The organism is Marinovum sp. E3 (assembly GCF_055755275.1).
Genome location: NZ_CM146908.1, coordinates 3,047,830 through 3,074,411 on the forward strand (window position 1 = coordinate 3,047,830; position 26,582 = coordinate 3,074,411).

Annotated in this window: 30 protein-coding genes, 1 other RNA gene and 1 pseudogene; 13 read left to right on the plus strand and 19 right to left on the minus strand. The window is 65.1% G+C overall.

The genetic code is table 11. The annotated features are described in order from the left end of the window. Position 1 precedes the first annotated feature (1 nt). The 3 genes from AC0J5K_RS14945 to AC0J5K_RS14955 form a co-directional block, all read right to left on the minus strand. A complete protein-coding gene (locus AC0J5K_RS14945; protein ID WP_274564299.1) occupies positions 2-874 on the minus strand; it encodes a C40 family peptidase in 873 nt (290 codons plus the stop codon). Continuing rightward, positions 871-2,283 (minus strand): leucyl aminopeptidase family protein, encoded by a 1,413-nt coding sequence (locus AC0J5K_RS14950; RefSeq protein ID WP_274564298.1) that lies wholly within the window; start codon positions 2,281-2,283, stop codon positions 871-873. Before AC0J5K_RS14950 ends, AC0J5K_RS14945 begins: the two co-directional genes overlap by 4 nt. Positions 2,284-2,388: 105 nt before the next feature. Further along, positions 2,389-2,784: a hypothetical protein gene (locus AC0J5K_RS14955; RefSeq protein ID WP_048533140.1), complete on the minus strand. Its 396-nt coding sequence runs from the start codon at positions 2,782-2,784 to the stop codon at positions 2,389-2,391. A 133-nt stretch (positions 2,785-2,917) separates the two neighbouring features. Here AC0J5K_RS14955 and AC0J5K_RS14960 point away from each other — a divergent pair, with 133 nt between their 5' ends. After that, a complete protein-coding gene (locus AC0J5K_RS14960) occupies positions 2,918-3,571 on the plus strand; it encodes a carbonic anhydrase (protein WP_274564294.1) in 654 nt (217 codons plus the stop codon). 88 nt (positions 3,572-3,659) lie between these two features. Here AC0J5K_RS14960 and AC0J5K_RS14965 read toward each other — a convergent pair whose 3' ends face one another. The 4 genes from AC0J5K_RS14965 to AC0J5K_RS14980 form a co-directional block, all read right to left on the minus strand. Next, complete coding sequence (locus AC0J5K_RS14965; RefSeq protein ID WP_048533142.1) at positions 3,660-4,013, minus strand: hypothetical protein; 354 nt, start codon at positions 4,011-4,013, stop codon at positions 3,660-3,662. A 234-nt stretch (positions 4,014-4,247) separates the two neighbouring features. Beyond that, on the minus strand, positions 4,248-5,270 hold the full coding sequence (locus tag AC0J5K_RS14970) for an aspartate-semialdehyde dehydrogenase (RefSeq protein ID WP_274564291.1): 1,023 nt from the start codon (positions 5,268-5,270) through the stop codon (positions 4,248-4,250). A gap of 171 nt (positions 5,271-5,441) precedes the next feature. Further along, positions 5,442-6,617 (minus strand): MFS transporter, encoded by a 1,176-nt coding sequence (locus AC0J5K_RS14975; RefSeq protein WP_274564290.1) that lies wholly within the window; start codon positions 6,615-6,617, stop codon positions 5,442-5,444. Positions 6,618-6,644: 27 nt separating this feature from the next. Next, positions 6,645-7,835: a TIGR03862 family flavoprotein gene (locus tag AC0J5K_RS14980; protein ID WP_274564288.1), complete on the minus strand. Its 1,191-nt coding sequence runs from the start codon at positions 7,833-7,835 to the stop codon at positions 6,645-6,647. Positions 7,836-8,106: 271 nt separating this feature from the next. Here AC0J5K_RS14980 and AC0J5K_RS14985 point away from each other — a divergent pair. Both AC0J5K_RS14985 and AC0J5K_RS14990 read left to right on the plus strand, forming a co-directional pair. Beyond that, positions 8,107-8,244, plus strand: a pseudogene (locus tag AC0J5K_RS14985) (HNH endonuclease); the annotation flags it as partial. Positions 8,245-8,352: 108 nt separating this feature from the next. Beyond that, positions 8,353-8,943 (plus strand): hypothetical protein, encoded by a 591-nt coding sequence (locus tag AC0J5K_RS14990; protein ID WP_274564286.1) that lies wholly within the window; start codon positions 8,353-8,355, stop codon positions 8,941-8,943. On the opposite strand, the gene AC0J5K_RS14995 is transcribed toward AC0J5K_RS14990, so the two are convergent. After that, positions 8,940-9,236 (minus strand): hypothetical protein, encoded by a 297-nt coding sequence (locus AC0J5K_RS14995; RefSeq protein WP_274564284.1) that lies wholly within the window; start codon positions 9,234-9,236, stop codon positions 8,940-8,942. The two genes, AC0J5K_RS14990 and AC0J5K_RS14995, sit on opposite strands and share 4 nt — an antisense overlap. A 30-nt stretch (positions 9,237-9,266) precedes the next feature. Then, positions 9,267-9,554: a DUF6471 domain-containing protein gene (locus tag AC0J5K_RS15000; RefSeq protein WP_274564282.1), complete on the minus strand. Its 288-nt coding sequence runs from the start codon at positions 9,552-9,554 to the stop codon at positions 9,267-9,269. A gap of 91 nt (positions 9,555-9,645) precedes the next feature. Here AC0J5K_RS15000 and AC0J5K_RS15005 point away from each other — a divergent pair, with 91 nt between their 5' ends. The 3 genes from AC0J5K_RS15005 (at position 9,646) to AC0J5K_RS15015 (ending at position 11,730) form a co-directional block, all read left to right on the plus strand. Next, on the plus strand, positions 9,646-10,599 hold the full coding sequence (locus AC0J5K_RS15005; protein ID WP_274564280.1) for an IS1595 family transposase: 954 nt from the start codon (positions 9,646-9,648) through the stop codon (positions 10,597-10,599). A gap of 121 nt (positions 10,600-10,720) precedes the next feature. After that, positions 10,721-11,263, plus strand: a complete 543-nt coding sequence (locus tag AC0J5K_RS15010; RefSeq protein WP_274564278.1) for a hypothetical protein — start codon at positions 10,721-10,723, stop codon at positions 11,261-11,263. 188 nt (positions 11,264-11,451) lie between these two features. Then, the gene (locus AC0J5K_RS15015; protein WP_274564276.1) at positions 11,452-11,730 is read left to right on the plus strand and encodes a hypothetical protein; all 279 of its coding nucleotides are present in this window, start codon (positions 11,452-11,454) and stop codon (positions 11,728-11,730) included. An 18-nt stretch (positions 11,731-11,748) separates the two neighbouring features. On the opposite strand, the gene AC0J5K_RS15020 is transcribed toward AC0J5K_RS15015, so the two are convergent. After that, positions 11,749-12,156, minus strand: a complete 408-nt coding sequence (locus tag AC0J5K_RS15020) for a hypothetical protein (protein WP_274564274.1) — start codon at positions 12,154-12,156, stop codon at positions 11,749-11,751. A 296-nt stretch (positions 12,157-12,452) separates the two neighbouring features. Between AC0J5K_RS15020 and AC0J5K_RS15025 the strand changes: the two genes are divergently transcribed. Then, complete coding sequence (locus AC0J5K_RS15025) at positions 12,453-12,827, plus strand: SpoIIAA family protein (protein WP_274564273.1); 375 nt, start codon at positions 12,453-12,455, stop codon at positions 12,825-12,827. Between the two features lie 59 nt (positions 12,828-12,886). Here AC0J5K_RS15025 and AC0J5K_RS15030 read toward each other — a convergent pair whose 3' ends face one another. Together AC0J5K_RS15030 and ffs are read right to left on the minus strand one after the other, a co-directional pair. Then, the gene (locus AC0J5K_RS15030; RefSeq protein ID WP_274564271.1) at positions 12,887-13,639 is read right to left on the minus strand and encodes a helix-turn-helix transcriptional regulator; all 753 of its coding nucleotides are present in this window, start codon (positions 13,637-13,639) and stop codon (positions 12,887-12,889) included. Positions 13,640-13,967: 328 nt separating this feature from the next. Beyond that, an RNA gene (ffs, locus tag AC0J5K_RS15035) (signal recognition particle sRNA small type) lies at positions 13,968-14,064 on the minus strand. Positions 14,065-14,150: 86 nt separating this feature from the next. Here ffs and nudC point away from each other — a divergent pair. Genes nudC through AC0J5K_RS15050 form a run of 3 tightly spaced genes read left to right on the plus strand, consistent with a single transcriptional unit; the run spans position 14,151 to position 16,510 of the window. Further along, positions 14,151-15,116 (plus strand): NAD(+) diphosphatase, encoded by a 966-nt coding sequence (gene nudC, locus AC0J5K_RS15040; RefSeq protein ID WP_274564269.1) that lies wholly within the window; start codon positions 14,151-14,153, stop codon positions 15,114-15,116. 40 nt (positions 15,117-15,156) lie between these two features. After that, complete coding sequence (locus tag AC0J5K_RS15045; protein ID WP_074835882.1) at positions 15,157-15,636, plus strand: SRPBCC family protein; 480 nt, start codon at positions 15,157-15,159, stop codon at positions 15,634-15,636. Between the two features lie 58 nt (positions 15,637-15,694). Continuing rightward, on the plus strand, positions 15,695-16,510 hold the full coding sequence (locus AC0J5K_RS15050; RefSeq protein ID WP_074835883.1) for a DUF4198 domain-containing protein: 816 nt from the start codon (positions 15,695-15,697) through the stop codon (positions 16,508-16,510). 66 nt (positions 16,511-16,576) lie between these two features. Here AC0J5K_RS15050 and AC0J5K_RS15055 read toward each other — a convergent pair whose 3' ends face one another. The 5 genes from AC0J5K_RS15055 to AC0J5K_RS15075 all read right to left on the minus strand — a co-directional run bounded on the left by AC0J5K_RS15055 (position 16,577) and on the right by AC0J5K_RS15075 (position 19,951). Continuing rightward, the gene (locus AC0J5K_RS15055) at positions 16,577-17,149 is read right to left on the minus strand and encodes a cob(I)yrinic acid a,c-diamide adenosyltransferase (RefSeq protein ID WP_048533152.1); all 573 of its coding nucleotides are present in this window, start codon (positions 17,147-17,149) and stop codon (positions 16,577-16,579) included. A gap of 1 nt (position 17,150) precedes the next feature. After that, entirely contained in the window at positions 17,151-17,354 is a 204-nt protein-coding gene (locus AC0J5K_RS15060) for a twin transmembrane helix small protein (protein WP_048533994.1), read from the minus strand. 70 nt (positions 17,355-17,424) lie between these two features. Continuing rightward, the gene (locus AC0J5K_RS15065) at positions 17,425-18,252 is read right to left on the minus strand and encodes an SDR family NAD(P)-dependent oxidoreductase (protein WP_048533153.1); all 828 of its coding nucleotides are present in this window, start codon (positions 18,250-18,252) and stop codon (positions 17,425-17,427) included. A gap of 79 nt (positions 18,253-18,331) precedes the next feature. Further along, a complete protein-coding gene (locus AC0J5K_RS15070; RefSeq protein ID WP_074835884.1) occupies positions 18,332-19,072 on the minus strand; it encodes an SH3 domain-containing protein in 741 nt (246 codons plus the stop codon). Between the two features lie 309 nt (positions 19,073-19,381). Beyond that, positions 19,382-19,951 carry an SH3 domain-containing protein gene (locus AC0J5K_RS15075; RefSeq protein WP_074835886.1) on the minus strand — a complete coding sequence of 190 codons (570 nt, stop codon included), beginning with the start codon at positions 19,949-19,951 and terminating at the stop codon, positions 19,382-19,384. 203 nt (positions 19,952-20,154) lie between these two features. Here AC0J5K_RS15075 and AC0J5K_RS15080 point away from each other — a divergent pair, with 203 nt between their 5' ends. From AC0J5K_RS15080 to AC0J5K_RS15090, 3 genes are all read left to right on the plus strand, one after another. After that, the gene (locus AC0J5K_RS15080; RefSeq protein WP_074835887.1) at positions 20,155-22,461 is read left to right on the plus strand and encodes a DNA topoisomerase IV subunit A; all 2,307 of its coding nucleotides are present in this window, start codon (positions 20,155-20,157) and stop codon (positions 22,459-22,461) included. 79 nt (positions 22,462-22,540) lie between these two features. Beyond that, a complete protein-coding gene (locus AC0J5K_RS15085) occupies positions 22,541-23,863 on the plus strand; it encodes a DUF898 family protein (RefSeq protein WP_274564257.1) in 1,323 nt (440 codons plus the stop codon). Then, a complete protein-coding gene (locus tag AC0J5K_RS15090) occupies positions 23,860-24,984 on the plus strand; it encodes a M48 family metallopeptidase (protein ID WP_274564255.1) in 1,125 nt (374 codons plus the stop codon). The genes AC0J5K_RS15085 and AC0J5K_RS15090 overlap by 4 nt, the downstream gene beginning before the upstream one ends. 96 nt (positions 24,985-25,080) lie before the next feature. Here AC0J5K_RS15090 and ppk2 read toward each other — a convergent pair whose 3' ends face one another. Further along, entirely contained in the window at positions 25,081-25,995 is a 915-nt protein-coding gene (gene ppk2, locus AC0J5K_RS15095; protein WP_074835891.1) for a polyphosphate kinase 2, read from the minus strand. A 91-nt stretch (positions 25,996-26,086) separates the two neighbouring features. Then, on the minus strand, positions 26,087-26,545 hold the full coding sequence (locus AC0J5K_RS15100; protein WP_048533159.1) for an Lrp/AsnC family transcriptional regulator: 459 nt from the start codon (positions 26,543-26,545) through the stop codon (positions 26,087-26,089). Between the last annotated feature and the right edge of the window lie 37 nt (positions 26,546-26,582).

The following is a 26,582-nucleotide window of genomic DNA, read 5'->3' on the forward strand; positions in this document are numbered from 1 at the left end:
GTCAGTGCCTTTCCAGTCGTGCGCGGCGGGTGACCGGGCCTCCGCCCTGGGCCGCGATTCGCGCAATGGCCGCAGCCAGCGGCTCTTCCGCCACCGCCATGTGATGGGCGTTGGCGTGGAGCAAAAGGTCTGCGCCGGCAACCCAGCCGACGTGACCTTTCCAGAACAGGAGATCGCCGCGGCGCAGCGCGGCATCCGCGGCCAGGGTAGCGCCCAGCGCCGCCTCTTGCAGGTCGGAATCGCCGGGACAGGGGATGCCGCAGGCCAGGCACCCGGCCTCGACGAGCCCGGAACAATCGATCCCGAAGGCCGAATTGCCGCCCCAGAGATAAGGCGTTCCGAGGTAGAGCCGGGCCACCGCGACCGGATCGGCGCAGCGCTGCGCCAGCGGCGCCAGATGCGCGGAGGGGGCCCAGACCCAGGCCGTTGCCTTGTCTGCGCCGGCGCAGATGGCGATTTCGGTCCAATCGCCGCTCTGATCGCGGGTGGCGACCCGGGCGCCATGCGGCAGAACCGCAACTTCGTTGCGCGCCTTGAGATCCGGGTCGGACTTGCAATAGCTCATCCGCGTAGCGACCCGGTGGGTCGGTGCCGGCATGTCACGTGACAGGGCGTCGGTCTCGACATGGCCGACGTAACCGTTGTGCTCGCAATAGCCGAAAGCCATGCCATCGCTCACCTCGAGCACGCGAAAGCCCTGTCCGAGCAAAAGCTCGCGTTCGCGCCTGGCTCCGTCGGCATCGCTGATTACGGCGGTGGCGGTCACCACCTGCCAAAGCTCCCCTTCGGTGAACCGCGCCGCCGCCACCTGCCCTTCGAGCGAGACATGCGCCACACGACCGTTGGATTTGAGCACCCGGGGGTCGGCGGTCATTCCGCCGGCTCCAGCCCCATCAGGTCGGGCAGCGCGGCGAGGATGGCGCGCGCGCCCATGCCGACGCCGCCCTTGGGCCGGCCGGGCCGGGCCTCGGGTTGCCAGCCGTAGATGTCGAAATGCGCGTAGCGGGTATCCTCGTTCACGAAACGGCGAAGGAAGAGCGCGGCGGTGATCGAGCCCGCGAACCCGCCCTTGGGCGCATTGTCGAGATCGGCGATGCCGGGTTCGATCATGGTCTCGTAGGGCTCCCAGAAGGGCAAGCGCCAAAGCGGATCCTGCGCCCGCCTGCCGCCGGCCTCGAGTGCGGCGGCGGTGGCGTCATCGGCGTAGAAAGGCGCCAGATCGGGGCCCACCGCCACCCGGGCGGCGCCGGTGAGCGTGGCCATCGAGATCACCAGGTCGCTCTCCTCTTCGCAGGCCAGTGCCAGCGCATCGGCCAGCACCAGACGGCCCTCGGCATCGGTGTTGTTGATCTCGACCGTCAGCCCCTTGCGCGAGGTCAGGATGTCGCCGGGGCGGAAGGCGCCGGCCGAGACCGAGTTTTCCACCGCCGGAATCAGCACGCGCAGCTGCACCGGCAGATCCAGCGCCATGATCATCTGCGCCAGCCCCAGCACCGTGGCGGCCCCGCCCATGTCCTTTTTCATCAGCCCCATCGAGCTGCCGGGCTTGAGATTGAGCCCGCCGGTGTCGAAACACACGCCCTTGCCCACCAGCGTCACCTTGGGGCCGGACTGGCCCCAGCGCATGTCGATCAGCCGCGGGGCGCAATCCGAGGCGCGGCCGACGGCGTGGATCAGCGGAAAGTTCTCGGCCAGAAGCTCGGTGCCGCCGATCACGCTGCATTGCGCGCCGTAGTCATGCGCCAGCGCTGCGGCGGCGGCCTGCAACCCGTCGGGCGTCATGTCGTTGGCGGGGGTGTTGATCAGGTCGCGGGTCAGCGCCTCGCCGGCCGCAATCGCCTCGATCCGGGCGGTATCGACCCCTTCGGGGGCCACGAGGCGGACCTGTTTCCCGGGTTTTTCCTTATAGGTGTCAAAGCTGTAGCCGGCGAGAAGCCAACCAAGAAGCTCGGCCTCGATATCACCTGGATCCTGTGGCAACCCGCTTTCGATGTGATAGGTGCCCGCTGGCAGGCTCTGCGCCACAGCGGCAAGGGCAAAGCGACCGCGGGCCCGGTCCTTGGCCGATCCGACACCGCCCAGCGCGGCCTCGGGCGCGCCGTCCTCACCAGGAAACAGCAGCACCTGCCCCGGCCCGGCCACAAAGCCATTGGCTTCGGCCCAGCCACGCGCGCCCGGCTCCTGGGCCAGGCGCCAGCCGTCAAAGGCCTCGGCGGTGAGCAGGGCAAGCGGGATCGATGCCTGATCGGCATCGGCGAATGTCAGGGGATGGTCCTGCGGCATGACGGTTACTCCGGCGGAATGGATTTTGCCGCAGCCTAGCCTGCCCGGGCGCACCTGCAAGGGCAGAGGTGCGATTGTCTCGCGTCCCGCCGCCAGCGCGGGGGGCTACATCATGAATTCCTGCAAATCCCAGATAGCCGTCAGCGATCGGTCGCCGGTGCGCGCCAGCCGCGACAGCGTGGCCGCCATGGCCACCGCATCGTTCTGATCGATGCAGGCACAGACATCGCGCGCCACCGAAGAGAGCGCGACCATCCCGATTTGATCGGCGATCCGCGACAGCGAGCGCAGGCATTTGCGCATCTCGGCCAGATCGCCGCGCTTGTGCAGCTTGTTGGCGTAAGACATGCGCACCGCAATTTCCTCGAGCGCGCGGCACACCACATCCTCGGCGCCGGCGTCGCCCATGCGGCGATAGAGGTCTTCGATCCGCTCCTGGTCGAGCCTGACGCCTTCGTCATATGCGAGCATTCCTATCCGTTCCACGGTTCCCACCTTCATTCACGCCCCCACGGCCTGGCCCAGAATGACGGCAAAGAGTTTTGGAAACCTTGCGGACGACAGATTATTTCGCTCGAATTCTCGGCAATTCGGGCGTATCACCGCTGCGCGGAAAGAAGACGGGAGACCGCCAATGGAACACGCCAAGAGCCTGCCGAAGTACCTGGTCCAGCGTTATCAGGGATGGAAAGCCACCGATTACGCCGAAAACGCCGCGTGGTATCGCCGACTTGCCACCGAGGGGCAGCGGCCCCGCGCGATGGTGATTTCCTGCTGTGACAGCCGGGTTCACGTGACCTCGATCTTTGGCGCCGACACCGGGGAATTCTTCATTCACCGCAATATCGCCAATCTGGTGCCGCCCTATGCGCCCGACGGCGACCACCACGGCACCTCGGCGGCCGTGGAATACGCGGTTACCGCGCTCAAGGTGGCGCATCTGATCGTGCTGGGGCATTCGCAATGTGGCGGGGTGCAGGGCTGCATCGACATGTGCAACGGCAAGGCGCCGGAGCTGGAAAAGCCCAATTCCTTTGTCGGACGCTGGATGGACATCCTGCGGCCCGGTTACGACGCGATCAAGGATGCGCCCGAGGGCGAAGCCCAGGCGCGCGCGCTGGAAAAGCGCTCGGTGGTGATCTCGCTGGAAAACCTGATGACCTTTCCCTTCGTCGAAGAGCGGGTCAAGAGCGGTGCCCTGTCGCTGCACGGCCTGTGGACCGGCATCGGCGAAGGGGCGCTCGAGGAATACGATCCGGCATCGGACCAGTTCCGCGCGGTGGGCTGACCTCGGCCTGCGCCGGGCGTCAAACCCCGGCAAGGCTACTGGATCGGGCCTGACGTCGGGCCGGTTTTGCCACCGGCCGCAAACCGGGTCAGGCCAGAAGGACACCGCGGCCGCGGCCATCGTGCGAGGCGAGCACCTTGGCCCGGCCCAGCCGCAGGCTCAGCGCCCGAAGCGGATGACCGAGATATTTGCACGAGCAGATCCGCTCGCCGCTGTCCATGTCGGTCAGGACAAGCCGTCCTTGGTGGAAGCCTAGGCCGAAGCCCTTGCGCGCCAGTTTGCGGCTCAGGTTGCCCCAGCTTGTTGCCTGTTGGAACACCGGGGCCAGCATTGCCCGAAGTAGAACACCGGTTTCGCAATCCAGCCGATTGCTGCTTTCCGGACCCCGCCAGCGGGTCTGTGCCAGACCGGGCTCGGCGAGGATTTCAATGTGATGTGCCATGCTCATAACCTCCTACGCATCTAGCGTGCTCGCGGATTGTGGCAACACCGGGGCAGGTGTTTTCATATATTGTGCGGAGCGTCTATACTGCAACACAATGTTTCTCAGACGTGAATATCGCGTGAAGAAGGTGGACGTTTGCCTGCGGTCTTCAGGGCCCCTGCCCCATGCCCCACGGCAAAGAAAAAGGGCCGCCCCGGGGGCGGCCCTTGTCTCGTAACCTCTTGACGGAGATCAGCCTTTTTTCAGCACCCGGTTGCCCATGGTCTCGGCGATCTGCACTGCGTTGAGCGCCGCGCCCTTGCGCAGGTTGTCCGAGACGCACCACAGGTTCAGGCCGTTTTCGATCGTGCTGTCCTGGCGGATGCGGCTGATGAAGGTGGCGAAATCGCCGACACATTCGACCGGCGTGACATAGCCGCCATCCTCGCGTTTGTCGATCACCATGACGCCCGGCGCCTCGCGCAGGATGTCGCGCGCCTCGTCCTCGTCGAGGAAATCCTCGAATTCGACATTCAGCGCTTCGGAGTGGCCGACAAAGACCGGCACCCGCACGCAGGTCGCGGTGACCTTGATCGACGGGTCGACGATCTTCTTGGTCTCGGCGACCATCTTCCATTCTTCCTTGGTCGAGCCGTCCTCGAGGAAGACATCGATATGCGGAATGACGTTGAAGGCGATCTGCTTGGGGTAGACCTTGCGTTCGTATTCGTCGGTCGGGTTGTAGACCGCCTTGGTCTGATCCCAGAGCTCGTCGATGCCGTCCTTGCCCGAGCCGGAGACCGACTGATAGGTCGAGACCACGACGCGCTTGATGCGGGCGCGGTCGTGCAGCGGCTTGAGCGCCACCACCATCTGCGCGGTCGAGCAGTTGGGGTTGGCGATGATGTTCTTCTTGGCATAGCCCTCGATCGCATCGGCGTTCACCTCGGGCACGATCAGCGGCACATCGGGATCGTAGCGATAGAGCGAGGAATTGTCGATCACCACGCAGCCGGCCGCGGCCGCGATCGGGGCGTATTTCTTGGTGGCATCGGAGCCGATGGCAAACAGCGCCATGTCCCAGCCCGCGAAGTCGAAGCCCTCGATGTCCTTGGTCTTGAGCGTCTTGTCGCCAAAGCTCACTTCGGTGCCCAGCGACCGGCGCGAGGCCAGCACTGCGATCTCGTCGACGGGGAAGCCCCGTTCGGCGAGGATGTTGAGCATTTCGCGGCCCACGTTGCCGGTGGCGCCTGCGACGACGATTCGATAACCCATCGGTTCCTTTTCCTTCGTCTCGGTATGAATGGGGCGCGTGATACAGGGTTGCGGCCGGTTGTTAAAGGGGCATTCGCCGCGACGCTCCTGGCGGGCCGGGTGCAGGGGGGCTCTGCCCCCCGGCCTGCGGCCGCCCCCCGGCGGTATTTCACAAGAGAAGAAGCTGCGGGATCAGTCGAGCCGGTCGCGGCTGAACAGATAGGGGATCATCCCGGCCAGGGTGATGAGCGCAAAGATGGCGAAGACCGGCGCATAGCTGGCCTCGATCGGGCCCTGGGCGGCGGCCCCCTCCTGCACGCGACCAGTGACGACCTGAAAGATGCCGACGCCGGCAATGCCGAAAAGGTTCATCAGCGTCACGCCGCGCCCGATCAGGTGATCCGGCGCATAGCTGCGGCCATGGGCGAGGATCAGCGGAAAGGTCATGCCGAAGAACCCCACGATGCAGAACAGCGCGAGAACGGTGACCACGCCCGGGGCCGGCCAGAGCCAGAGCGCGGTGCAGCCCATCACCACCAGGGCATTGCCCGGCAGGACCACCCATTTGCGCGAGCCGAACCAGCGGTCGAGCGGCCCGTAGGCAAAGGTGCCGGCGATCATCGCCACCCCCATCGCCAGCGTCGCCAGGCCGATGGCGCCTGGCGTCAGCCCGTGCACGTCGCGCAGGTACGGCCCGATCCAGAGCGCCCGCAGCCCGCCCGAGGCGGCGTAGTTGACGAACATCATCGGAATGACCAGCCAGAGCGCGGGCAGGCGCAGCAGGTCGAGCACGGAGCCGCGGAGGGTGGTTTCGGCGCCGGGCGGGTCGCGCACCAGGAAGAACAGGCCAAGCGCGATCGCCGCCGAGGCCGCCGCCAGCGCCCAGAGCGTCTCGCGCCAGCCGATGGCCTCGACCAGCAGGGTGAGTGGCAGGGTGCCGGCGAGGTTGCCCAGAGTGCCGATGCCCAGCACCGTGGCCGCCAGCGAGGCAAAGATCGCCGGCCGGCAGGTGCGCGCGAAGATGTAATAGGAGGCCATCAGCACCGGCGAACAGCCCAGCCCGATCAGCCCCATGGCCAGAGTCACATGCACCGGGCTCTGCGCCAGGGCAAACCCCGCCGCGCCGCCGGCGCCGCCGATGGCAAAGAGCACCGCGGCGGTGCGGCGCGGCCCGATCCGATCCAGCGCCGCGCCGACCGGGATCTGCATCAGCGCAAAGACCAGAAACCAGACGCCCGAGGCGGTGGCGAGGTCATCGGGGCGGGCGCCGATGTCGCGTTCGAGCACCTCGGCCAGCACGGCAAGGAACGAGCGAAAGAACTGGCTGAACACATAGCTCAGCGTCAGCAGGATCAGACCGGCGTTCATGTGACCTCCCTGGAAACCCGGTCTGGATTACACAGGGCTGGCGCCAAGACAAGCCGCGGCCTGCCGCCCGGCCCAGGCGCCGGTGGCCAGACAAGCGGTCAGCAGATAGCCGCCGGTCGGGGCCTCCCAGTCGAGCATTTCACCGGCAACGAATGTGCCGGGGCGCGCGATCAGCTCGAGCCCCGGGGTCAGCGCCTCGAAGCCGATGCCGCCGGCGGTGGAGATTGCCTCGTCCATCGGCCGTGGCCCGGCGTGGCGGATCGGCAAGTCCTTGATGCGCCGGGCAAGCTGGCCGGGATCCTCGGGCAGCGGCTGGCCGAATTCCATCAGCAGCGCCTGTTGCACCGGATCGAGCCGGGCCTGCTTGCGCCGGAAATTCGCCGCCGTCATCTTGCCGCGCGGCTTGGCGAGTCGGCGGGCCAATGTCTCCGCATCCGTGTCCGGCGCGAGATCGACGCTCAGGGGCGCGCCGTCGCGGACCGCGGCCGAGATCGCGTAGATGCCGCCGCCCTCGAGCCCGCGGTCCGAGATCACCGCTTCGCCGCGGCTGCGGGCCGGGCCCGCCTGCCAGGCGACGCCCTTGACCGGCATGCCGAACCGCGCTGCCATATGTGCCGACCACTCGACGCGAACGCCCATGTTGGCCGGCCGGAACGGCGCCAGCGGCACGCCCGCGGCACGCAGGGCCTCGGCCCAGGCGCCATCCGAGCCGAGCCGCGCCCAGCTCGCCCCGCCCAGCGCCAGCACGGTGACCCCGGCCGTGACACGCTGCACCCCCTCGGGGGTGGCAAAGACCGCCGCCCCGTCCGCCCAGCCCTGCCAGCGCCAGCGGGTGCGGCGGGTGACACCATATCCGTCGAGCCGGGCCAGCCAGGCGCGCAGCAGCGGCGAGGCCTTCATCGCCTGCGGAAAGACCCGGCCGGTCGGGCCGGTGAACAGCGGCTGGCCCAGCGCCTCGGCCCAGCGCCGCACCTCGTCCGGGCCAAGGGCCTCCAGCATCGGGCGCAAATCGTCGGCGCGGGGCCCGAAGGCGGCGAGAAATCTGTCGAAGTCTTCGGATTTTGTCAGGTTCAGCCCGGATTTCCCCGCCATGAGAAACTTGCGCGCCGGCGAGGGCTTGGCCTCGGCCAGCAGAACCGCATGCCCCGCCTGCCCCAGCACCTCGGCCGCCATCAGCCCGGCCGGGCCAGCGCCAATGACCAGCGCCGCGACCGTCATGTCACCGCAAAGGCGCGATCGCCCGTCCCGACTCGGCCACCGGGCCACGGCATTGCACCCGGGCGCCGGTGCGCGGCGATGGCCCGGGCCCGCTGTGCAATTGTTGGCCCACCGGCGAGATCGAAGTTCATTGCTGTCCTCATGTCGCGATGACCCGCCCCCGTGATGCCGCGATGTGGCGCGGCTGGCAAGGTGCCCCGGGCCGGGGATTTGCTGCGGCCCGGCCGTCGGGGCTGATTTTCGGCCCGTCTCCGGCTAGGGTTGGCGCAGGATGACCGACGCGCCCGACCCGATCTGCCCGCTCTGCCACCGCCCGATCCCGCCGGCGGCGCAACAATCGCTGCACCACCTGATCCCCAGGCTCAAGGGCGGCAAGCGCGGGCCAACGGTGCTGCTGCACCAGATCTGCGGTATTATGGAGCAAACTCACCAAATATGGTTACATTGGAAAATTATCGAGTCTTTCGAATCACTTAGCTGGCGTTGACTAACTCCATGATTCTGCTATGTTTTTACTATGGATGCTACATATAACCTCAACGGCGGGTTCAAGCCGACAACGAAGCGGTTTGCGGACTTAGACGGCCCAGACTACTTTCCCACTCCTGCTTGGGCGACCCACGCACTCATCGACAATGAGAAGTTTGATGGAGGTATTTGGGAGTGCGCTTGTGGCGATGGCGCGATGTCGAACGTTCTGGAGAAGACGGGAAAGAGTATCCAAAGCTCCGATCTTTACAATCGCGGGTACGGGGAGGCCGGAGTGGACTTTCTTGATACGGCGTTGAAGGCGGACAATGTAGTTACAAACCCGCCGTATAATGCCGCAGAGGGTTTCGTGCGAACCGGATTAGTGTCAGCACGCCGGAAGTTCGCGCTTCTACTTCGGCTTGCATTCCTAGAAGGCGTCAATCGACAAAAAACGATATTCTCGATTTCGCCGCCTTCTAGGGTTTGGATTTTCAGTGAGCGGATTACATTCTATCCCGCTGGCGCTACTGTGAAAGGTAGTGGGACCACAGCTTATGCTTGGTTTGTTTGGGACAAGGATAGCTTCGGCACCGAACTGAAATGGCTCCAGCCTGGATACAAGGCAAAGTATCGCTAGATGCGTTTCCTTCCAGCGTCGGTGATTTGGCAACCGGTCTTAGGTACGTGAACCAACCAGCCCTCGGCAATCGCATTCCCCTCAGCCTCATGATGTGACTGGATATTTCGCACGATTTGCTCCCACATCTGTTCATTGGGCCGCGTGGTAGACTGACGTTGGTCATCCGCAGTCAGTGTGATTTCGCTCGGAATCTCTTTATATAGCTGTTCAAAAGTTGCGGTTCCATCCGGAGATCGCGCAGCAATACGCATAACTGCGGTTGCTATTTCCGCTTCGGTGGTATGTACCATATCGAATCCTGTTCTTTTGGAAAGGCGAGCCTATTTCTCGACTGGCTCAATCTCCAAATCAAGTGCCTTTATGCACTGAAGTAGGAACGCTGCACTAAACCCGCCACGGCTTATTTTGTTCGCCACACCGCCCTTGCTCATATCAACCCCTATGGACGCAAGGCGTTCTGTTAGCTGGTCGTAGGTCACGCCCTTCTGTGCCATCGCATCGCGAAGGAAGCGCTTGGCTTTTTCCTCAAACTCCGCATTCAAGGGATTGCCCTTCCTGGCCGTTGGCGTCGGAGGGGCTGGGCGGGTCGTTTCGTCGATCACGTTCATGATGGCCTCAAATAACCGGATATGGTTATATTAGTGCTTGACGGGCGGTTTGTCCAATGCCATAAATTAATAACCAAATAAGGTTATTGTTATGGCTCAGCACTTCCTCCTCTCCCCCGCCGCAAAGACCCTATCGCTGGTCAAGATCATGCGCATGTCGGATGATGAAGCTCGGGCCGCGTTCCGGGCTCTGCGCTGGACGGAAACGGAAGGTGAGCCGATCTGCCCCGAGTGCGGTTGCGTTGAACACTATGACCTGAAAACCCGCCCGGTCTGGAAGTGTAAAGGCTGCGGTAAGCAATTCAGCGTCACCAGCGGCACGATCTTTCACAGCCGCAAGCTGGCGGTTCGCGACATTCTGGCGGCAATCGCAGTGTTCATAAATGGAGCCAAGGGATACAGCGCCCTGCAACTGTCTCGTGACCTTGCAGTCGATTACAAGACTGCGTTTGTCCTGCTGCATAAGGTCCGCGAAGCCATAGAGACCGCCCGCGAAGCTGGCGCGCTTAAAGGCGACGTTGAGGTCGATGGCGCGTACTTCGGTGGCTATGTGAAGCCTGCCAATGAGCGGAAAGACCGCAAGGACCGCCGCAAGAAAATCAACCAGTCTGGCAAGCGTCAGGTCGTCATTGCCGTTCGTGAGCGTGGCGGTGAAACCCGCACCCACGTTGGCACCAACGAAGCCGAAGGCGTTGCCGTAGTCAAGCGGACCGTCGAGAAGGGCGCGACCGTTCACGCTGACGAAGCTTCGCATTGGGATCGCCTCGCCGCCAACTTCCCGATAAAGCGTATCAATCACAAAGAGGCATACTCAAAAGACGGAGCCTGCACCAATCAGGCCGAAAGCTTCTTTAGCCGCATCCGCCGCGCGGAAATCGGCATTCATCATCACATCGCCGGGAAGTACCTTCACGCATACGCCGTTGAGATGGCTTGGCGCGAGGACAACAACCGCGTTGCCAACGGCCACCAGTTCACGATGGCCGTTGGCGCTGCGGCACTTGCCGAGAAGTCGGCACAGTGGTGCGGCTACTGGCAGAGGTGACAAAAACACCGGGCGCGCATCCCCTTGGCGCAAGTTGCCCGCTTGTTCTCGCAAACGTAAGCGCTTAATGCGCAGCGATTTCAGCTTGACGTTTTACGCCTGCGCACATATGAGTCGGTGTATGGCAAACGAAATCCACATCATCTTGCGCTTGCGCGACGAAGCCGTCAAAAAACGGGCCGGTGCGCTTGAGCGTGTTGAGAAGGCGCAGCGTGAGGCGGACCGCTTTCAAGTTGAGGCGGACGCATACGACAAGGCCGTTAAAGCCATGGAGCGCGCTGGAATCGCTGACTTGGCGAAACACATTGATATTGATATGTCGCCGAAGGCAGGCGCATCGGACAAGTGGGTTAGCATTTATAAGGCGCTCTACGAAACTGCGGATGCGCCTTATTCGTATGAAGACTTGAGCGCGGCCATCGAGTTGGCCGGACATGAGGCCAGTGCGGGCGGGCAGCGAACTCAAATGATGAACGCCGTTAAAGCCGGATGGTTCGACCGTGTTGGCCACGGAAAATTTGAATTTACAGGTTCTGGGCTGGCGCTCATTGGCGCTGACCCGTCCGAAACTTCAGGCTCCGCAGAACCTGAAGAAGCGAAAAGCGAAGATGCTGGCGGCATCTTCGCTTTTCAAAACCCCAACTTCGACCGGTCCGGTCAATGAAAGGAGTATCCCTATGTGGCAGGCCGCTTTGATAGACTGAGCCGCGCCCACCAAGCGCGGCTTTAGCCGAAAGGCGGACGATGGCGGCTCTGCGGTGCCGTCATCGTTTTTCTACACGAAATAAGGGCGTTTAGTCAAGCCGGGCTTCGGCTAACGGACGCTCTTTGCCACACGAAAGGTAGCAAAGTATGGCAAATATGCTGGTCACTTATGACCTTAACGGGCCAAATCCGTCTCACCGCCAGATGGATGATCTGATACCGAAGCTGGCGGTAACATACGCCCGCGTTCTCGAAACAGTATGGTGGGTTGATTACCCGGGTACGGTTGCGGCGCTTCGTGATCGTCTGCAAACCATTCTCGGCAGAGAGGACCTGCTGTTGGTGGTCGAGTGTAAGAGTGCGGCATGGACAAAACTCCTCGTCGAGAGCCAATCATTCAAAAACGCTTTTGAGAAGGCGGCATAGTGACTCAGGGAGGGCGGCTCACGGGTCGCCCTCCCCATCCATGAGGGACCAAAGCCCCCTATCATTCTGCACCATTCCATTCTTCTGCATGGCCCACAGCGCTTGATATGTGCGCCTGTAAGCAGCCTTGGGGTCAAGCCCCGCCCTTACGCGTTCTGCTATCTCAGCGCCGGTCAACGGGCCGCATCGCAGCGCATCGAAGATGGCTCTCTGCAATTCGCCTCGCTTGAAGTAGTGGGGGATTTTACGCGGCAACGGCAGGCTTTCCGGAGCAACGCCAAGCTGACATAAAAGCGCGTCCGCATGTTCCTGGCCCTCAAGCCCCTCACGAATAATCCGGCACCGCATGAAGTGCAAAGCCGACACAAGGCTCTCATCCTTCCATGGGCGGTAGTAATAACGCTGTCTCATGGCGGCAGCATACATCACCATTTCAGGTTATTCAATAACCATATTTGGTGAGTTTGCTCCATAATACCGCAGATCTGCCACAACGAGATACACGCCACGCTGACCGAGGCCGAACTGGCGCGCGACTTCAACACGGCCGAGGCCCTGCGCGCCCATCCCCGGCTGGCGAATTTCATCCGCTGGGTGGCAAGACGCCCGCCGGACTTTCATGCCCGCAGCGCCGGCGGGCGACGCAAACGCTGAGCCGGATCAGGCCGCCTCCGCCACGCCGGCCTGAAGACCGCCGGCATCCAACCAAGGGAGCACGCACCATGGCCGTCACCTATACCGAGTTCCCCGAGAAAAAGCGCGTCGAATTCACCGTCAGCGGCCAGATCACCAAGGCGGACTACGACAGCATCGCCGGTCCGATGGAAGCCTTCATCAACGCCCATGGCACGGTGCAGATGATCGAGGTGGTCGATCATGTCTCGGGCTTCGACCCGGGCCTTCTGCTGCCCGGCCTCCGGTTTGACATCAAGGCGCTGCCGCATATCAGCCATATCGCGGTGGTCACCGACATCGGCTGGCTGAGCCCGATTGCCCGGTCGGTGGGCGCGCTTCTGCCCACCCGGATGCGGGTGTTCCCGCGCGACGGGCTGGATGCGGCGCGGGCTTGGCTCGACGGCGAAATCCCGGGTGATTGAGGCGGCAGGCGGGGTTGTCTTGCCCCGCGCGCCGCGATTGCGTCTGGGGCCCTGTCGCGTCAGGGCTCCACCAGACCGCTCGAAATCGCTTTGGCCAGCGCTTGCTCGACGGTCTTCGCCTGCATCTTGAGGCAGGCATTGCGAATGCGCCGCCAGATCTCGAATTCGGTGACGTTCAGCAGGTCCGCGATCATATGTCCGGTCAGCCCGTTGGCGATAAACGCCAGAACGTCGCGTTCCGATGGCGACAGCCGCTCACATTCCGCGCCATAGGCCCAGCCCTCGTGAATATCGTCCTTCGACTCGATCAGCGTGTTCGCCATCATCGCCGAAACGGCGGAAAACGCTCGCAGGGTTCCGGCCCCGAACAGCGAGGTGGGATCATCGCGGCAGCTCAGCGTGATGCCCGCTCCCTGCTCCCCTGAATAGCAGCCATAAGAAATCAGGAAATTGTAGCCGTAGCTCAGGCTCGCGGCGCGCCAGTCGCGAAGCTTTCCCGAAGCCGGCGCACGCCGTTCTTCGCGCGCAATATCGACAAGCAGAGGGACATCCCTGGACAAGGCGCCGCGAACAAGGGGATCGACCGTGGCGAAGCCTTCTTGGCTGTATTGCTCGAGCCAGAGCGGATCCTTCGAGCTTCGCACCCAATTGACCTGGCGGGGAGCGGTGTTGAAACCCCCGATGTTCACCGCCTCGGCGCCAAGGCGACGCGCAATGCCCATGGTCGCCCACCAATGGCTGTCGGCATCCTGCGCGCGCGCCAGCGCATCGGCGGTGTCGATCACCAGTTGCCCGATGCGCGTCGTCTTCACGGTGGCGGTCTCCTGCAAATGAGGGCGTCGAGGAAATGGCTCTGATCAGAAGCTTAGCGGAAGACCGGGCAAAACGGCAGGGCCACGCGACGCTCCCGCGTCCATTCGCCGGGGCCGGACACCGTTGATGGCGCTCTCTACCCGGGACCGAATCGTAGCGCCTTGGAAGGGCACGAAACACGTACCGCCCGGCCTCCAGCCACATCGAGATTATCTGTCGCGTCTGCCATCTTCACGTCCGTTTTGTCATCGTGACCGTCACCGCAAACGGTCCCAAGCCCTTGAGAGCAGGGCATTTGATAAATTTCAACGCCTTGTGAAGAAATCTGGTGAGAGGCTGGACAACGACCCAAGCGGGGCTCGTTACGGCTGCTTCCTTCCGGACCTGACCGGGTTGGCGAGGCGCCTGCCCGCGCCAACCTCTCGACCCGCTATGTAATCAACCGCGCCGCCGCTTGCAAGAGGGGCATCCGCATGCCATCCCCACGCTGACACCTACGGGAGAGCCAGCATGAAACACGCGGAAACGGTCACTTTTGGCGGTTCGGCCCTCGACCGCGCGGCCGAGATTCGCGGCGATGCCCCGGCCCTCGCCGCCGCGCAGGCCGACCCGCAGGCCCGCGCCGTGCTGATCTGGCGCGGCAAGCCGCTGCTGGACGAGGAAACCGGCGCGCTGATCCGCCTGCCGCTCGATCACCCGGTGCTGCCGCAGGGCGACGACGACCTGATGCTGCTCGGCCGCGAGGGCGGTGCGGCGATCTTTGCCTGCAACCTCTCGGCGTGGGAACCGGTGGATCTCGACGGCGGGACGCTGGGGCACTTCGTCGATGCCTCGGTGCAACGCCACCCCGACCTGCCCGGCGGCATGGGTTTTGCCGAGCTGCGGATGAACATGACCCGGCTCACCCCGCGCGACGCCGAACTGGCGGCAACTGCCAAGGCGATCCTCGGCTGGCACGACAGCCATGGCTTCTGTTCGCGCTGCGGCAGCAAGTCCGAGATCATCAACGCCGGCTGGCAGCGCGCCTGCCGCGACTGCGGCGCACAGCATTTCCCGCGCACCGATCCGGTGGTCATCATGCTGATCACCCATGGCAATTCCGTGCTTGTCGGCCGCTCTCCCGGGTGGCCCGAGGGGATGTATTCCCTGCTCGCCGGCTTTGTCGAACCGGGCGAAACGCTCGAGGCGGCGGTGCGCCGCGAGGTGCTGGAAGAGGCCGGCATTCCGGTGGGCCAGGTCAGCTACCTCGCCTCGCAGCCCTGGCCCTTTCCGGCCTCGCTGATGTTTGGCTGCCAGGGCGAGGCGCTGGCGCGCGCCATCACCCTCGACCCGGTCGAGCTCGAGGATGCGCGCTGGGTCAGCCGAGAGGAGATGGTCTCCGCCTTTGCCGGCGATCATCCGGTGCTCCTGCCGGCGCGGAAAGGTGCAATTGCACAGTTTCTCCTGCGGAACTGGCTTGCGGATACGCTGGATTGACGCAAGACTGACGGCCAACAAAAACAGGCCGGGCCGTCAGATGGAATTCACCAGTCAGGAAGACATCGAAGCGCCGATCGACAAGGTCTTTGCCGCGCTTTCGGATTTCGAAACCATGGAACGCCAGGCGATGCGCCGGGGCGTCAAGGTTCGCAGGCATGGCGCCCCGGCCGGGGTCGGGACAGACCCTGAGGCCAGCCAGCGCTGGACCGCCGGTTTCAAGTTTCGCGGACGCGAGATGGAGGCCGATATCGCGCTGCTGCGCATCCTGCCGCCGGAGGCTCTGGCCTTTGCCGGCAAGGCCGGCGGGATGGAGACCGAGATGACCATCGACCTGACCGCGCTGACGCCCAATCGCACCCGGATGAACGTGCAGGCGCGGCTGGCCCCCAGAACGCTCTCGGCGCGGCTCCTGGTGCAGTCGCTGAAGCTGGCCAAGGCGCGGATGACAAGGAAGTTTTCGGTTCGGGTGGCGCAATTCGCCAAGACCATCGAGGGTCGCGCGCGCAAAGCTGCGTGAGCCGGCTTGCCGATGTCGCCGGGCGCGCTATCGTTCGCATCTTGCAGGAGGGTTCCCGATGATACGACGATTGACCGCCACACTTGGCCTCGGACTGGGGCTCAGCGCCTTTCCGCTTCTCGCGGCTGCGCATGAGTTTTACATCGATGCGCTGGCCTGGCAGGTGCCGTCGAACAGCTTCCTGATGGCCAATATCCGCGTCGGAGAAAAATTCGAAGGCCCGGCCTATTCCTACTTTCCGCCGCGCATCCGGCGGTTCGACATCCTGATGAACGACCAGACCTATCAGATCCGGGGCCGCGCCGGCGACCGGCCGGCCCTGCGCGTGCCGACGCCGGACGACGGGTTGGCGGTGGTCGTGCATGTGACCAACGACACCGTCCTGACCTATCAGGACTACGAATTGTTCGAAAGTTTCCTGATCCACAAGGACTGGGCGCCGCTGCTTGAGGAACACAAGGCGCGCGGCCTGTCCGAGACCGGCGTGCGCGAGCGCTATTCGCGGTATGGCAAGGCGCTGATCGCGGTCGGCGATGGCGCGGGGGCCGACCGCGAGGCAGGCCTCGAAACCGAGATCGTGGCGCTGGCCAATCCCTATACCGACGATCTCTCGGACGGGTTGCCAGTCCGGGTGCTTTATCAGGGCGCGCCCCGGGCCGATGCGCAGGTCGAGCTTTTTGCCAAATCGCCCGAGGGCGAGGTCGAGATCACGCTGCTGCGCACCGACGCCGAGGGGGTTGCGCTGCTGCCGGTGACCCCGGGGCAGGTCTATCTTGCCGATGCGGTGGTGGTCCGTCCGTTGGAGCCGGTGGCCGAGGATGACCCGGTGTGGGAATCGCTCTGGGCCTCGCTGACCTTCAAGGTGCCGGAGTAGGCAGAAGGTCCGCCCCTCGACAGGCAGGGGCCCCGGGACACGCCCGGGGCGCGCGGGATTACCGGCCTAGCGGTTTGCGCCGGGCACCCAGAGCACGTCGGCGGCGCCATCGTCATTGGCGATCCGGCCGGCCACGAAGAACCAGTCGGACAGCCGGTTGAGATAGGTCACCGCGTGGCTGTTGATCGGCTCTGCCCCGGCCAGCTCCACCGCCAGCCGCTCGGCGCGGCGCGCCACCGTGCGACAGAGATGCAGATGCGCCGCCAGCGCCGAGCCGCCGGGCAGGATGAAGCTCCGCAACGGCGTCAGCCGCGCGTTCATCGCGTCGATCTCGGCCTCCAGCCGCGTGGTCTGTTCGGCCACCATCCGCAGCGGCGGATACTCCGGTGTCTCGCCGTCTTCCGGCTCGGGGTTGCAGAGATCGGCGCCCAGATCGAACAGGTCGTTCTGGATTCGCGCCAGCGCCGCGTCGGCCTCGCCCTCGGCATGCAGCCGCGCCAGCCCGACAGTGGCGTTCAGCTCGTCCGAGGTGCCATAGGCGTCGACCCGCAGCGCATGTTTGGCCACCCGGGTGCCATTGCCCAGCGCGGTATCGCCCTTGTCGCCGGTGCGGGTGTAGATCTTGCTCAGTACAACCATGTCAGCCCTTTCCCCGGATCCAGACAAACAGCAGAATCAGCACCACCGCAACAAACTGTGCGATGATCCGCCAGCGCATCGCCTTGTTGGCGTATTTCTTGTTGAACGCCCCGCCCTTGGCAAAGCTGCCGATGCCAAAGAGCAGAATGGCCACGACGCAGAGCAGGGCGACGCCGATGATGTAAAAGAGCGGATCATTCGCCATGACGGCCTCCCGGTTGGTGATTGCCTGTGACATACGCCATCGCCGGGCGAAAGCGAAATGGCGTATCGCCTCACCCCTTGGCGAGGATCCAGTCGAGCCAGGCGGTCGGCAGAAGCCGCTTGAGCAGGCCGAAGACATAGGTCGGCGTGGTCACGTAATAGCGCGCTCGCGGCGCCGGATCCTCCAACGCCCGCCAGAGCTTTTCGGTCACGGCCGAGGCCGGCAGCTCGAACCGGTCCGGTCCGCGTTCGTCATACAGCCGCTTGCGCAGCCGGGTGCGGTACTGCTCGGCGCGGGGCGCGTTTTCCCAATCGATCCAGCGTTCGAAATGCGGCACGGAGTTTTGCCGGATGCGCGAGGTCACCGGCCCCGGTTCGAGCGTGATGATCCGGATCGGCGTGTCGCGCATCTCGATCCGCAGCGTGTCGGTCAGCCCCTCGAGCGCATGTTTGCTGGCGTTGTAGGCGCCGCGCCATGGGGCGACGATGAACCCCAGGATCGACGAGCAATTGACGATCCGCCCATGGCCCTGCGCCCGCATCACCGGGATCACCTGCCGGGTCAGGTCGTGCACGCCAAAGACATTGGTCTGAAACAGTTCGGCCAGCGCCTCGCGCGGCAGATCCTCGACCGCGCCGGGCACCGCATAGGCGCCGTTGTTGAACAGCGCATCGAGCCGCCCGCCGGTGGCCTCGAGCACCTGCGCCAGACCGGAGCGGATACTGTCGGGGTCGGCATAATCGATGCGCGGGCTCTCAAAGCCCTGATCGCGCAGCTCCTGGCAATCGGCCTCCTTGCGGCAAGAGGCAAAGACACGCCAGCCCCGCCGTTGCAGGCCCAGGGCAGCGTCGCGGCCGATGCCCGAGGAACAGCCGGTAATCAGGATGGACTTGCGCATGCGGGCTCCTGTCGGTGGTCACGTCACGCGCATGATGTGAGCGAGGCGGGCGGCAGACGCAAGCAGAGATCCGCAGGCGTCACCGTGTGGCGACGAGATGACCGGCCATCCAGCCGATCCGGCCACTCTCGACCGACTTCAGCTTGACCCAGCCGTCCTGGCCGCTGCGCAGGATGCGCACCTCGGTCCCCGAGGTCATCGCCGACAGCACCGGAAAATTGGTTCCCGGCCCCATCCGCAGATTGGCCCGCGAGGCGGTGATACGGCCGCTGGCAAATTGCCCGGCCGGGCTGCGGGTCGAGACCGTGAGCGTCGCGCCCGACGGCGCTCCGGCCAGCGCGCGCGGACGCAGGCGCGGGCGGAGCGAGGCCTCGGGGGCCGCCCGGGTGTTCGAGGCAATGGCCACGGGTATCTCGGACTCGCCGATCGTTTCACCCAAGTCATCGGGGCGCAGCGGCGGTGCATCGGTTCGGGCGACGGCCGGCGCGGCGGAGACTTGGTCGTCCTGTGCGGGCTCTTGCGCCTCTGCGGCAAAGGCCAGGGCCTTCACGTTGCTCAGGGTCCGGGGTTGCGCGGCGGGGTGCTTGTCGCGCAGCGCAGTCAGCAGCGCGGTTTCAAGTTGCCGCTGGACGGTTCCGCGCGGGGCGAGATCGGCCGCCTGGCGGCGGGCCACCTTCCGCGGCGTCTCGGCCTGCGACGCTTCGGCGGCAATGGCGGCGCCGTCGGCATTGGCGGTTCCCGGTTGGAAATCTGCGCCGCCCGAGGCCTCGTAATAGCCCCAGCCAAGAAAGGCGAAAGTCAACCAGACATAGGTTTTCATGGCGCGATCTCCCGTTCACATCCGATGCCGCAACCGATGCGGCAGGTCCCGCGCCCGGGCTGAGATCTGGATTGCACAACAGGGCCCGCGAAACGCGGGGAAAACCGAAGCAGGTTTCCCGGAGATGGTGCCGCCTGATTGTGCCGTCTCAGCCGTCGCGGCCGGTTGTGAGGTTAACACTGCGGGGAGTCCGATGGTTCCATTGCTCCCGGATTTTTGTTGATCCGCGACACACCCCGAGGCCCGCTGGGCCGCGCGATGGCACATTCCTCACAAGGGAGGGGGCGGCCCGGCGAACCGCCACCGAGATCAGGCTCCGTCGAGCAGGAAATCCGCGATCCAGCCGATCTGTCCCTCGGGCACCACTTGCAACCGCACCCAGCCGGCGCCGGAGTCTTCCAGCACTTCGACCTCGGTGCCGCGCGCGAGCGTACCCAGAACGCCAAAGCCGGTGCCCGGACCGTCGCGCAGATTGACCCGCGAACCATTGACCGTCCGCAGGTCTCTCGGCGCGGCGTCCTGACCCGGCCGATCCGTCACCGCTTCGGCGACTGCCAGCGCGACGGCAACCCGGGTCTCTTCCCGGGACGCGGCCGGTTCGGTCGAGGGTTCCTGGCTGCGGATCGCGGTCAGGACCGCGGTTTCAAGCTCGATCTGCGTCCTGTCGGGGAACTCGGCCGGATCGGGGCCGAGGCTGGCCGCATCGACCAGCGCCAGGCGCGTCACCTCGGCTCCGCCGGACATTTCCCGGACGATCACCGGATCGACCCGGGCAAAAACCTTGACGCCCCGGTCGCCAGGCACGAAATCGGCGCCGCCGGACATCTCGTAATAGATCAACCCCAACAGCCCGAACGTCACCCAAACATAGGATTTCATACCCAAACGCCCCCGCTTACTCGTACTGGCAGACTTTACTTTGCTCCGATGTCTGGATAGCTGATTCGAACACACGGACTAAGGGAAAAGCTGCCTGGCGCTCCCCTCCTATCCCGATGCCCCTTTACATCTCCTTTCAGGTACAAGGCGCTGTGAGACATCAGGTGCTTTACGGTCACCGCTGCTGAGGCTACACAATATCCATGAGCGACGACACTTCCGACAACAACATCGGCCAGGCCGATCTGGCAGAACCCCTGCGCCGGGCGCTGGGCGAACGCTACCTGACCTATGCGCTTTCGACCATCATGCACCGGGCCCTGCCCGATGCGCGGGACGGGTTGAAACCGGTGCACCGGCGCATTCTTTACGCGATGCACCGGCTGCGGCTGGCCTCGAATGGCAAGTTCCTGAAATCGGCCAAGATCTCGGGCGACACCATGGGCGATTTCCACCCCCATGGCGATGCCGCGATCTATGATGCGATGGCGCGGCTGGCGCAGGATTTCAACGTCCGTTATCCGCTGGTCGACGGACAGGGCAACTTCGGCAACATCGACGGCGACAATCCGGCCGCCTCGCGCTACACCGAAGCGCGGATGACTTTTGTCGCCGAGGCGCTGCTCAACGGCCTGGATGAGAACGCCGTCGATTTTCGCGACAATTACGATGGCCGCCTGACCGAACCCGCCGTCCTGCCGGCCGAGTTCCCCAACCTGCTGGCCAATGGCTCGTCGGGTATCGCGGTCGGCATGGCCACCAACATCCCGCCGCACAACATCCCCGAGTTGATCGACGCCTGCCTGCATCTGATCCGTACCCCGGACGCCCGCGACGAGACCCTGCTGAACTATGTGCCCGGCCCCGATTTCCCCACCGGCGGGGTGATCGTCGAGCCGAAAGAGAACATCGCCGAGGCCTATCGCACCGGCCGCGGGTCATTCCGCCTGCGGGCGAAACACGAGATCGAGGATCTGGGCCGTGGCCAATGGCAGATCGTCATCACCGAGATCCCCTTTCAGGTGCAGAAGTCGAAACTGATCGAGAAGATCGCGGAGCTGATCCAGACCAAGAAGGTGCCGATCCTCGCCGACATCCGCGACGAGAGCGCCGATGACATCCGCATGGTGCTGGAACCGCGATCCAAGAACGTCGATCCCGATGTGCTGATGGGCATGCTCTACCGCAGCTCCGATCTCGAGGTGCGGTTCTCGCTCAACATGAACGTGCTGATTGACGGCGTCACACCCAAGGTCTGTTCGATGAAGGAGGTGCTGCGCGCCTTCCTCGATTTCCGCCGCGAGGTGTTGCAACGCCGCTCGCTGCACCGGATGGAAAAGATCGACCACCGGCTCGAGGTGCTCGAAGGCCTGATCATCGCCTTCCTCAACCTCGACCGGGTGATCGACATCATCCGCTATGACGACGCGCCCAAGGCAGCGCTGATGCGCGAGGACTGGGGCCGCGATTTCATCCGTGCCACCGATGAAAACGACTATGTCCCGCCCGCCGAAACCGACGCCCAGAGCCTGACCGAAGTGCAGGCCGAGGCGATCCTCAACATGCGGCTGCGCGCCTTGCGCCGGCTGGAAGAAATGGCGCTCCTGAACGAGCGCGACGCGCTGATGGAGGAACGCGCCGGGCTCGAGGATTTGCTGGAAAACGAAGGCCTGCAATGGGACCGGATCAGCGATCAGCTGAAAACGGCCAAGAAGACCTTTGGCAAGGATTACGCCGGCGGCGTCCGCCGCACCGCCTTTGCCGAGGCAGGCCAGATCGAGGAGGTGCCGCTCGAGGCGATGATCGACCGCGAGCCGATCACCGTGGTCTGCTCGCAGATGGGCTGGATTCGCGCCATGACCGGCCATATCGACCTGAACCGCGAACTCAAGTTCAAGGACGGCGACGGCCCGCGCTTCATCTTTCACGCGGAAACCACCGACCGCCTGCTGGTCTTCGGCTCGAACGGCCGGTTCTACACCGTCTCGGCCGCCAACCTGCCCGGCGGGCGCGGCATGGGCGAGCCGCTGCGCCTGATGGTCGATCTGCCGAACGAGGCCGAGATCGTCGATCTCTTCATTCACCGCCCCGAGCGCAAGTTGCTGGTGGCCTCCTCGGCCGGCGACGGCTTCGTCGTGCCGGAAGCCGAGGTCGTGGCCCAGACCCGCGCCGGCAAGCAGGTGCTCAACGTGCGTGCGCCCACCCGCGCCCGGGTCTGCAAGCCGGTGACCGGCGATGCCGTGGCGGTGGTGGGCGAAAACCGCAAGGTCCTGGTCTTCGGCCTCGACGAACTGCCCGAAATGGGCCGGGGCAAGGGTGTTCGGCTGCAAAAGTACAAGGACGGCGGCATGTCGGATGCCACCACCTTTACCCTCGCCGACGGGCTGAGCTGGCGCGATCCGGCCGGGCGCACCCGCACCGAGAGCAACCTTGCCGAATGGCAGGGCAAACGTGCCGGAACCGGCCGCATGGCGCCGCGCGGCTTCCCGCGGGACAACACCTTTACCTGACACCCGCTGCCGCCCGGTTGGTTGACAACCGGGCGGCAGCGTTCTCCTCTGGAACAGGACAGCCCGCGGAGAGCCTGACATGCCGGAGACCTCAGCCTGGGAAAAGGCCTCGCCCGGAGCCGGCGGCCCGGCCCTGGCGACCCCGGCGGCCGCCCAGGAAGCCCCGAGCCATACCGAGGGCTGGCCGCCGCGCGGCAGCTATGCCAGCCCCAGCCCGCCCGACAGCCTCGCCATCGATTTCGTCGGCCGCCGCCGCGCGGTGTTCTGGCTGGCGCTCAAGACCGGCTGTCTCACCGTGCTGACCCTCGGCCTCTACCGGTTCTGGATGAAGACCCGGCTGCGCCGCTGGTACTGGTCGGCCACCCGCCCCGGCGGCACGCCGCTGGAATATGTCGGCGACCCCTATGAAAAGCTGCTCGGCTTCCTGGTCGCGGTGGTGATCCTCGCCTTCTACATCGGGGTGGTGAACCTGGCGCTGATGTTTGTCAGCTTCTCGCTCTTTCAGCAGAATTACGCGGCCTATGCGCTCAGCTTCCTCGGGGTGATCCCGCTGTGGTTCTATGCCCGCTACCGGGCGCGGCGCTATGTGCTGGCCCGCACCCGCTGGCGCGGCGTGCGCTTCGGCATGGCGCCGGGCGCCTGGGGCTATGTCTGGCGGGCGATGATGCATTGGACGATCACCCTGCTCAGCCTCGGCCTGCTCTGGCCGCGCATGACCTTCTGGCTCGAGAAATACCGCACCGACCGGACCTATTTCGGCAATGCGAGGCTGACCCAGGGCGGCCGCTGGACCATGCTCTACCGCGCCACCTGGCCGCTCCTTGCGGCGCTGCTGCTGGGCGGATTGGGCAGCGCGCTGGCGCTGGGGGCGGGCCGCGGCGAAGGATATACGCTGATCCTCGCCGCCTGGGGGCTGGCGGCCTATGGCTATGTCTATTACCGGGTCGAGACCACCCGCCTGCTGGCCAACCACAAATCCGCCATGGGCCTTGCCCTGACCGCCCGGCCAAGACCGTTTCGCATCCTGATGATCACCGTTCTGGGCACGCTCGCCACGGCGCTGGTGCTGGCGCTGCCGCTGGGGCTGCTGGGCTTCGGCGTGGCGCTGGTACAATTCGCCCAGACCGAGGTGATGCAGGAGTTCGGCGAGCTTGGGGCGCTGCTCGCGGCCCTGCCCCGGCCGCTGCTGGTGGCGCTGGGCGTGGCGCTCTATTTCGCGATCTTCCTGCTCTGGGCCACTTTCACCCATGCCTGGGTGACGATGCCCACCTGGCGCCACTACGCCACCACGCTGACGATCCACAACTCCGCCGCCCTGTCCCGGGTCTCGCAACGCGCGCGGGACGAGTTCCAGGAGGCCGAAGGCTTCGCCGAGGCGCTGGACCTGGGGGCCTCGATATGACCGTGGTCCGCATCGGCGCCGCGCCCGAGGCCTATGAGGCCACAGGCCTCTATTTCGATGGCGACACGGCGATCGGCGATCTCGCCCGGGTCACCGTCGACGAAGCGGTCCGTGCGCTGAAGATCGCCCGTATCGGCGCCCCGCCCCTGCACTGGCCGCTCGACGCGCTGCGCCTGCTGCCCGATCAGGGCGGCGGCGACCTGGTGATCCTGCACCGCCGGGACGACCCGGTGGCCCGGCTGATCCTCGACGATGCGCTGCTGCTCGAACGCCTGCCCGACGTGCGCCGCCCGGCGCCGCTGGTCAACCGCGGCAGGCTCGCCGCCTGGGCCCTGGCGGCGGTCGCCTCGGTGGCGCTGATCGTCTTCGTGCTGGTGCCCGCCTTGGCCAACCAGATGGCAAACTTCATCCCGCCCGAAGGCGAACGCGCCCTCGGCGCCGCCACGCTCGAGCAGATCCGCGGCGCGCTGGATGAAACCGGCATGGGCCAGCCCGTCGCCTTCTGCGAAACCCCGCAGGGCCGGGCCGCGCTCGAGACGATCCGCAGCCGCCTCGCCCCCGGTCTGCCGGCCGGGCAGGAGATCTCGGTGCATGTGCTCGACCACGAGATGATCAACGCCTTCGTCCTGCCCGGCGGCTACGTGGTGTTCTTTCGCGGGCTGCTGCAAGCGGCGGAAAGCCCCGAAGAGGTCGCCGCCGTCTTTGCCCATGAGCTGGGCCATGTGGTCAGCCGCGATCCCACCCGCCACGCGCTGCGCTCGGCCGGATCGATCGGCGTGCTCGGCCTGCTGTTCGGCGATTTTGCCGGCGGCGCGCTGGTGCTCCTTCTCGCCGAACAGCTGATCGAGGCCAGCTACTCGCGCGAGGCCGAGGCCGCCGCCGATGCCTTCGCCCGCGATCTCCTGCTCGACACCGGCATCCCGCCTGCCGCGCTCGGCAGCTTCTTCGACCGGCTGCGCAGGACCTATGGCGAGGCGGAGGGCTTTCTCGCCCATTTCACCTCGCATCCCGCGCTCTCCGAGCGCATCCTCGCCGCCGAGACCGACCTGCCGCCGGGCTTTGCCGCGCGCCCGGTCCTCGGCGATGCGGAATGGCGCGCGCTGCAAACCATCTGCAACTGAACCGCCGCGCTGTCTTTCCTCTTGCCGAAAATACCCTCGGGGGGGGGCGCCGGAGGCGCCGGGGGCAGCGCCCCCACCGGCGCGCCGGCTGCCGCCCTAATACACCTTGGGCACGTAAAGCTCGTCCGGCAGCACCTGGCGCTCGTAGTCGGGGTTGTAGACCCGCTCCGGCAGGGTCACCTTCTCGGTCGGCACCTCCTCGTAGGGGATCTTCGACAGGATGTGCTCGATGCAGTTCAGCCGCTCGCGTTTCTTGTCGTTGCCCTCGACGATGTACCACGGCGCCTCGGGGATGTTGGTACGGGCGAACATCTCTTCCTTGGCCTTGGTGTATTGCTCCCAGCGGCGGCGGCTCTCGAGGTCCATCGGCGAGAGCTTCCATTGCTTCATCGGATCGTGGATCCGCATCAGGAAGCGCAACTGCTGTTCCTGGTCGGTGATCGAGAACCAGTATTTCAGCAGGATCACCCCCGAGCGCACCAGCATGCGCTCGAATTCCGGAACGTCCTGAAAGAACTGCTCGACCTGGTCGTCGCTGGCAAAGCCCATCACCCGCTCCACCCCGGCGCGGTTGTACCACGAGCGGTCGAACATCACGATCTCGCCGCCGGCGGGCAGATGCGGCACATAGCGCTGGAAATACCATTGCGACTGCTCGCGCCGCGACGGCGCCGGCAGCGCCACCACCCGGGCGACCCGCGGGTTCAGCCGCTGGGTGATCCGCTTGATCACCCCGCCCTTGCCGGCGCTGTCGCGGCCTTCCATCAGGATGCAGACCTTGGCGCCGGTGTGCTGCACCCAGTCCTGTACCTTGATCAGCTCAGCCTGGAGCCGCAGCAGGTTGCGGAAATAGACCTCGCGGCCCAGCATCTCGGGGTGTTCGCGCAGGTAGATCTTGCGGATCTCGCGGCTCAGCATCGGCTCCGAGAACTCGATCTCGATATCCTCGTCCAGCGTGTCCTGAAGCTCCGCTTCAAGCCAGTCCAGCGCGCGGTCGTCATCTTCGGTCATGGGGGGCTCCAAGTCTGTCGTTTCGGCGGCTTTATCAGCCGGGTTTGACGCTTTCGTGTCAGCCCGCGCCGGGGCCGCGCCGGCGGGCGTCTCAGACCGGCAGCGCCGTGGTCTTGAACACGGTGCGCAGGGCAAAGCTCGACTGCATGCGCGCCACACCCGGGATGCGGGTGAGATATTGCCGATGGATGCGGGCGAAATCGTCGGTGTCCTCGACCACCAGCTTGAGGATGTAATCCGCCGTGCCCGCCATCAGATGGCATTCCAGAACATTGGGAATCCGCGCCACCGCGGTTTCGAACCCCTCGAGCAATTCGTCGGACTGCCCCGAAAGCGAGATCTCGACAAAGACCGTGGAGGGCAGCCCCAGCTTGCGCGGATCGAGCATCGCCACATAGTCGCGGATGATCCCCTCGTCCTCGAGCCGCTGCACCCGGCGGTGGCAGGCCGAGGCCGAGAGATTGATCCGCTCGGCCAGGTCGGCGTTGGACATGCGGCCGTGTTTCTGAAGCACGGTCAGGATTCGTCGGTCCGTCGGGTCCAACTGCATTCAGGCAAGTATCCTTCGATGAGATCTCCATATTACC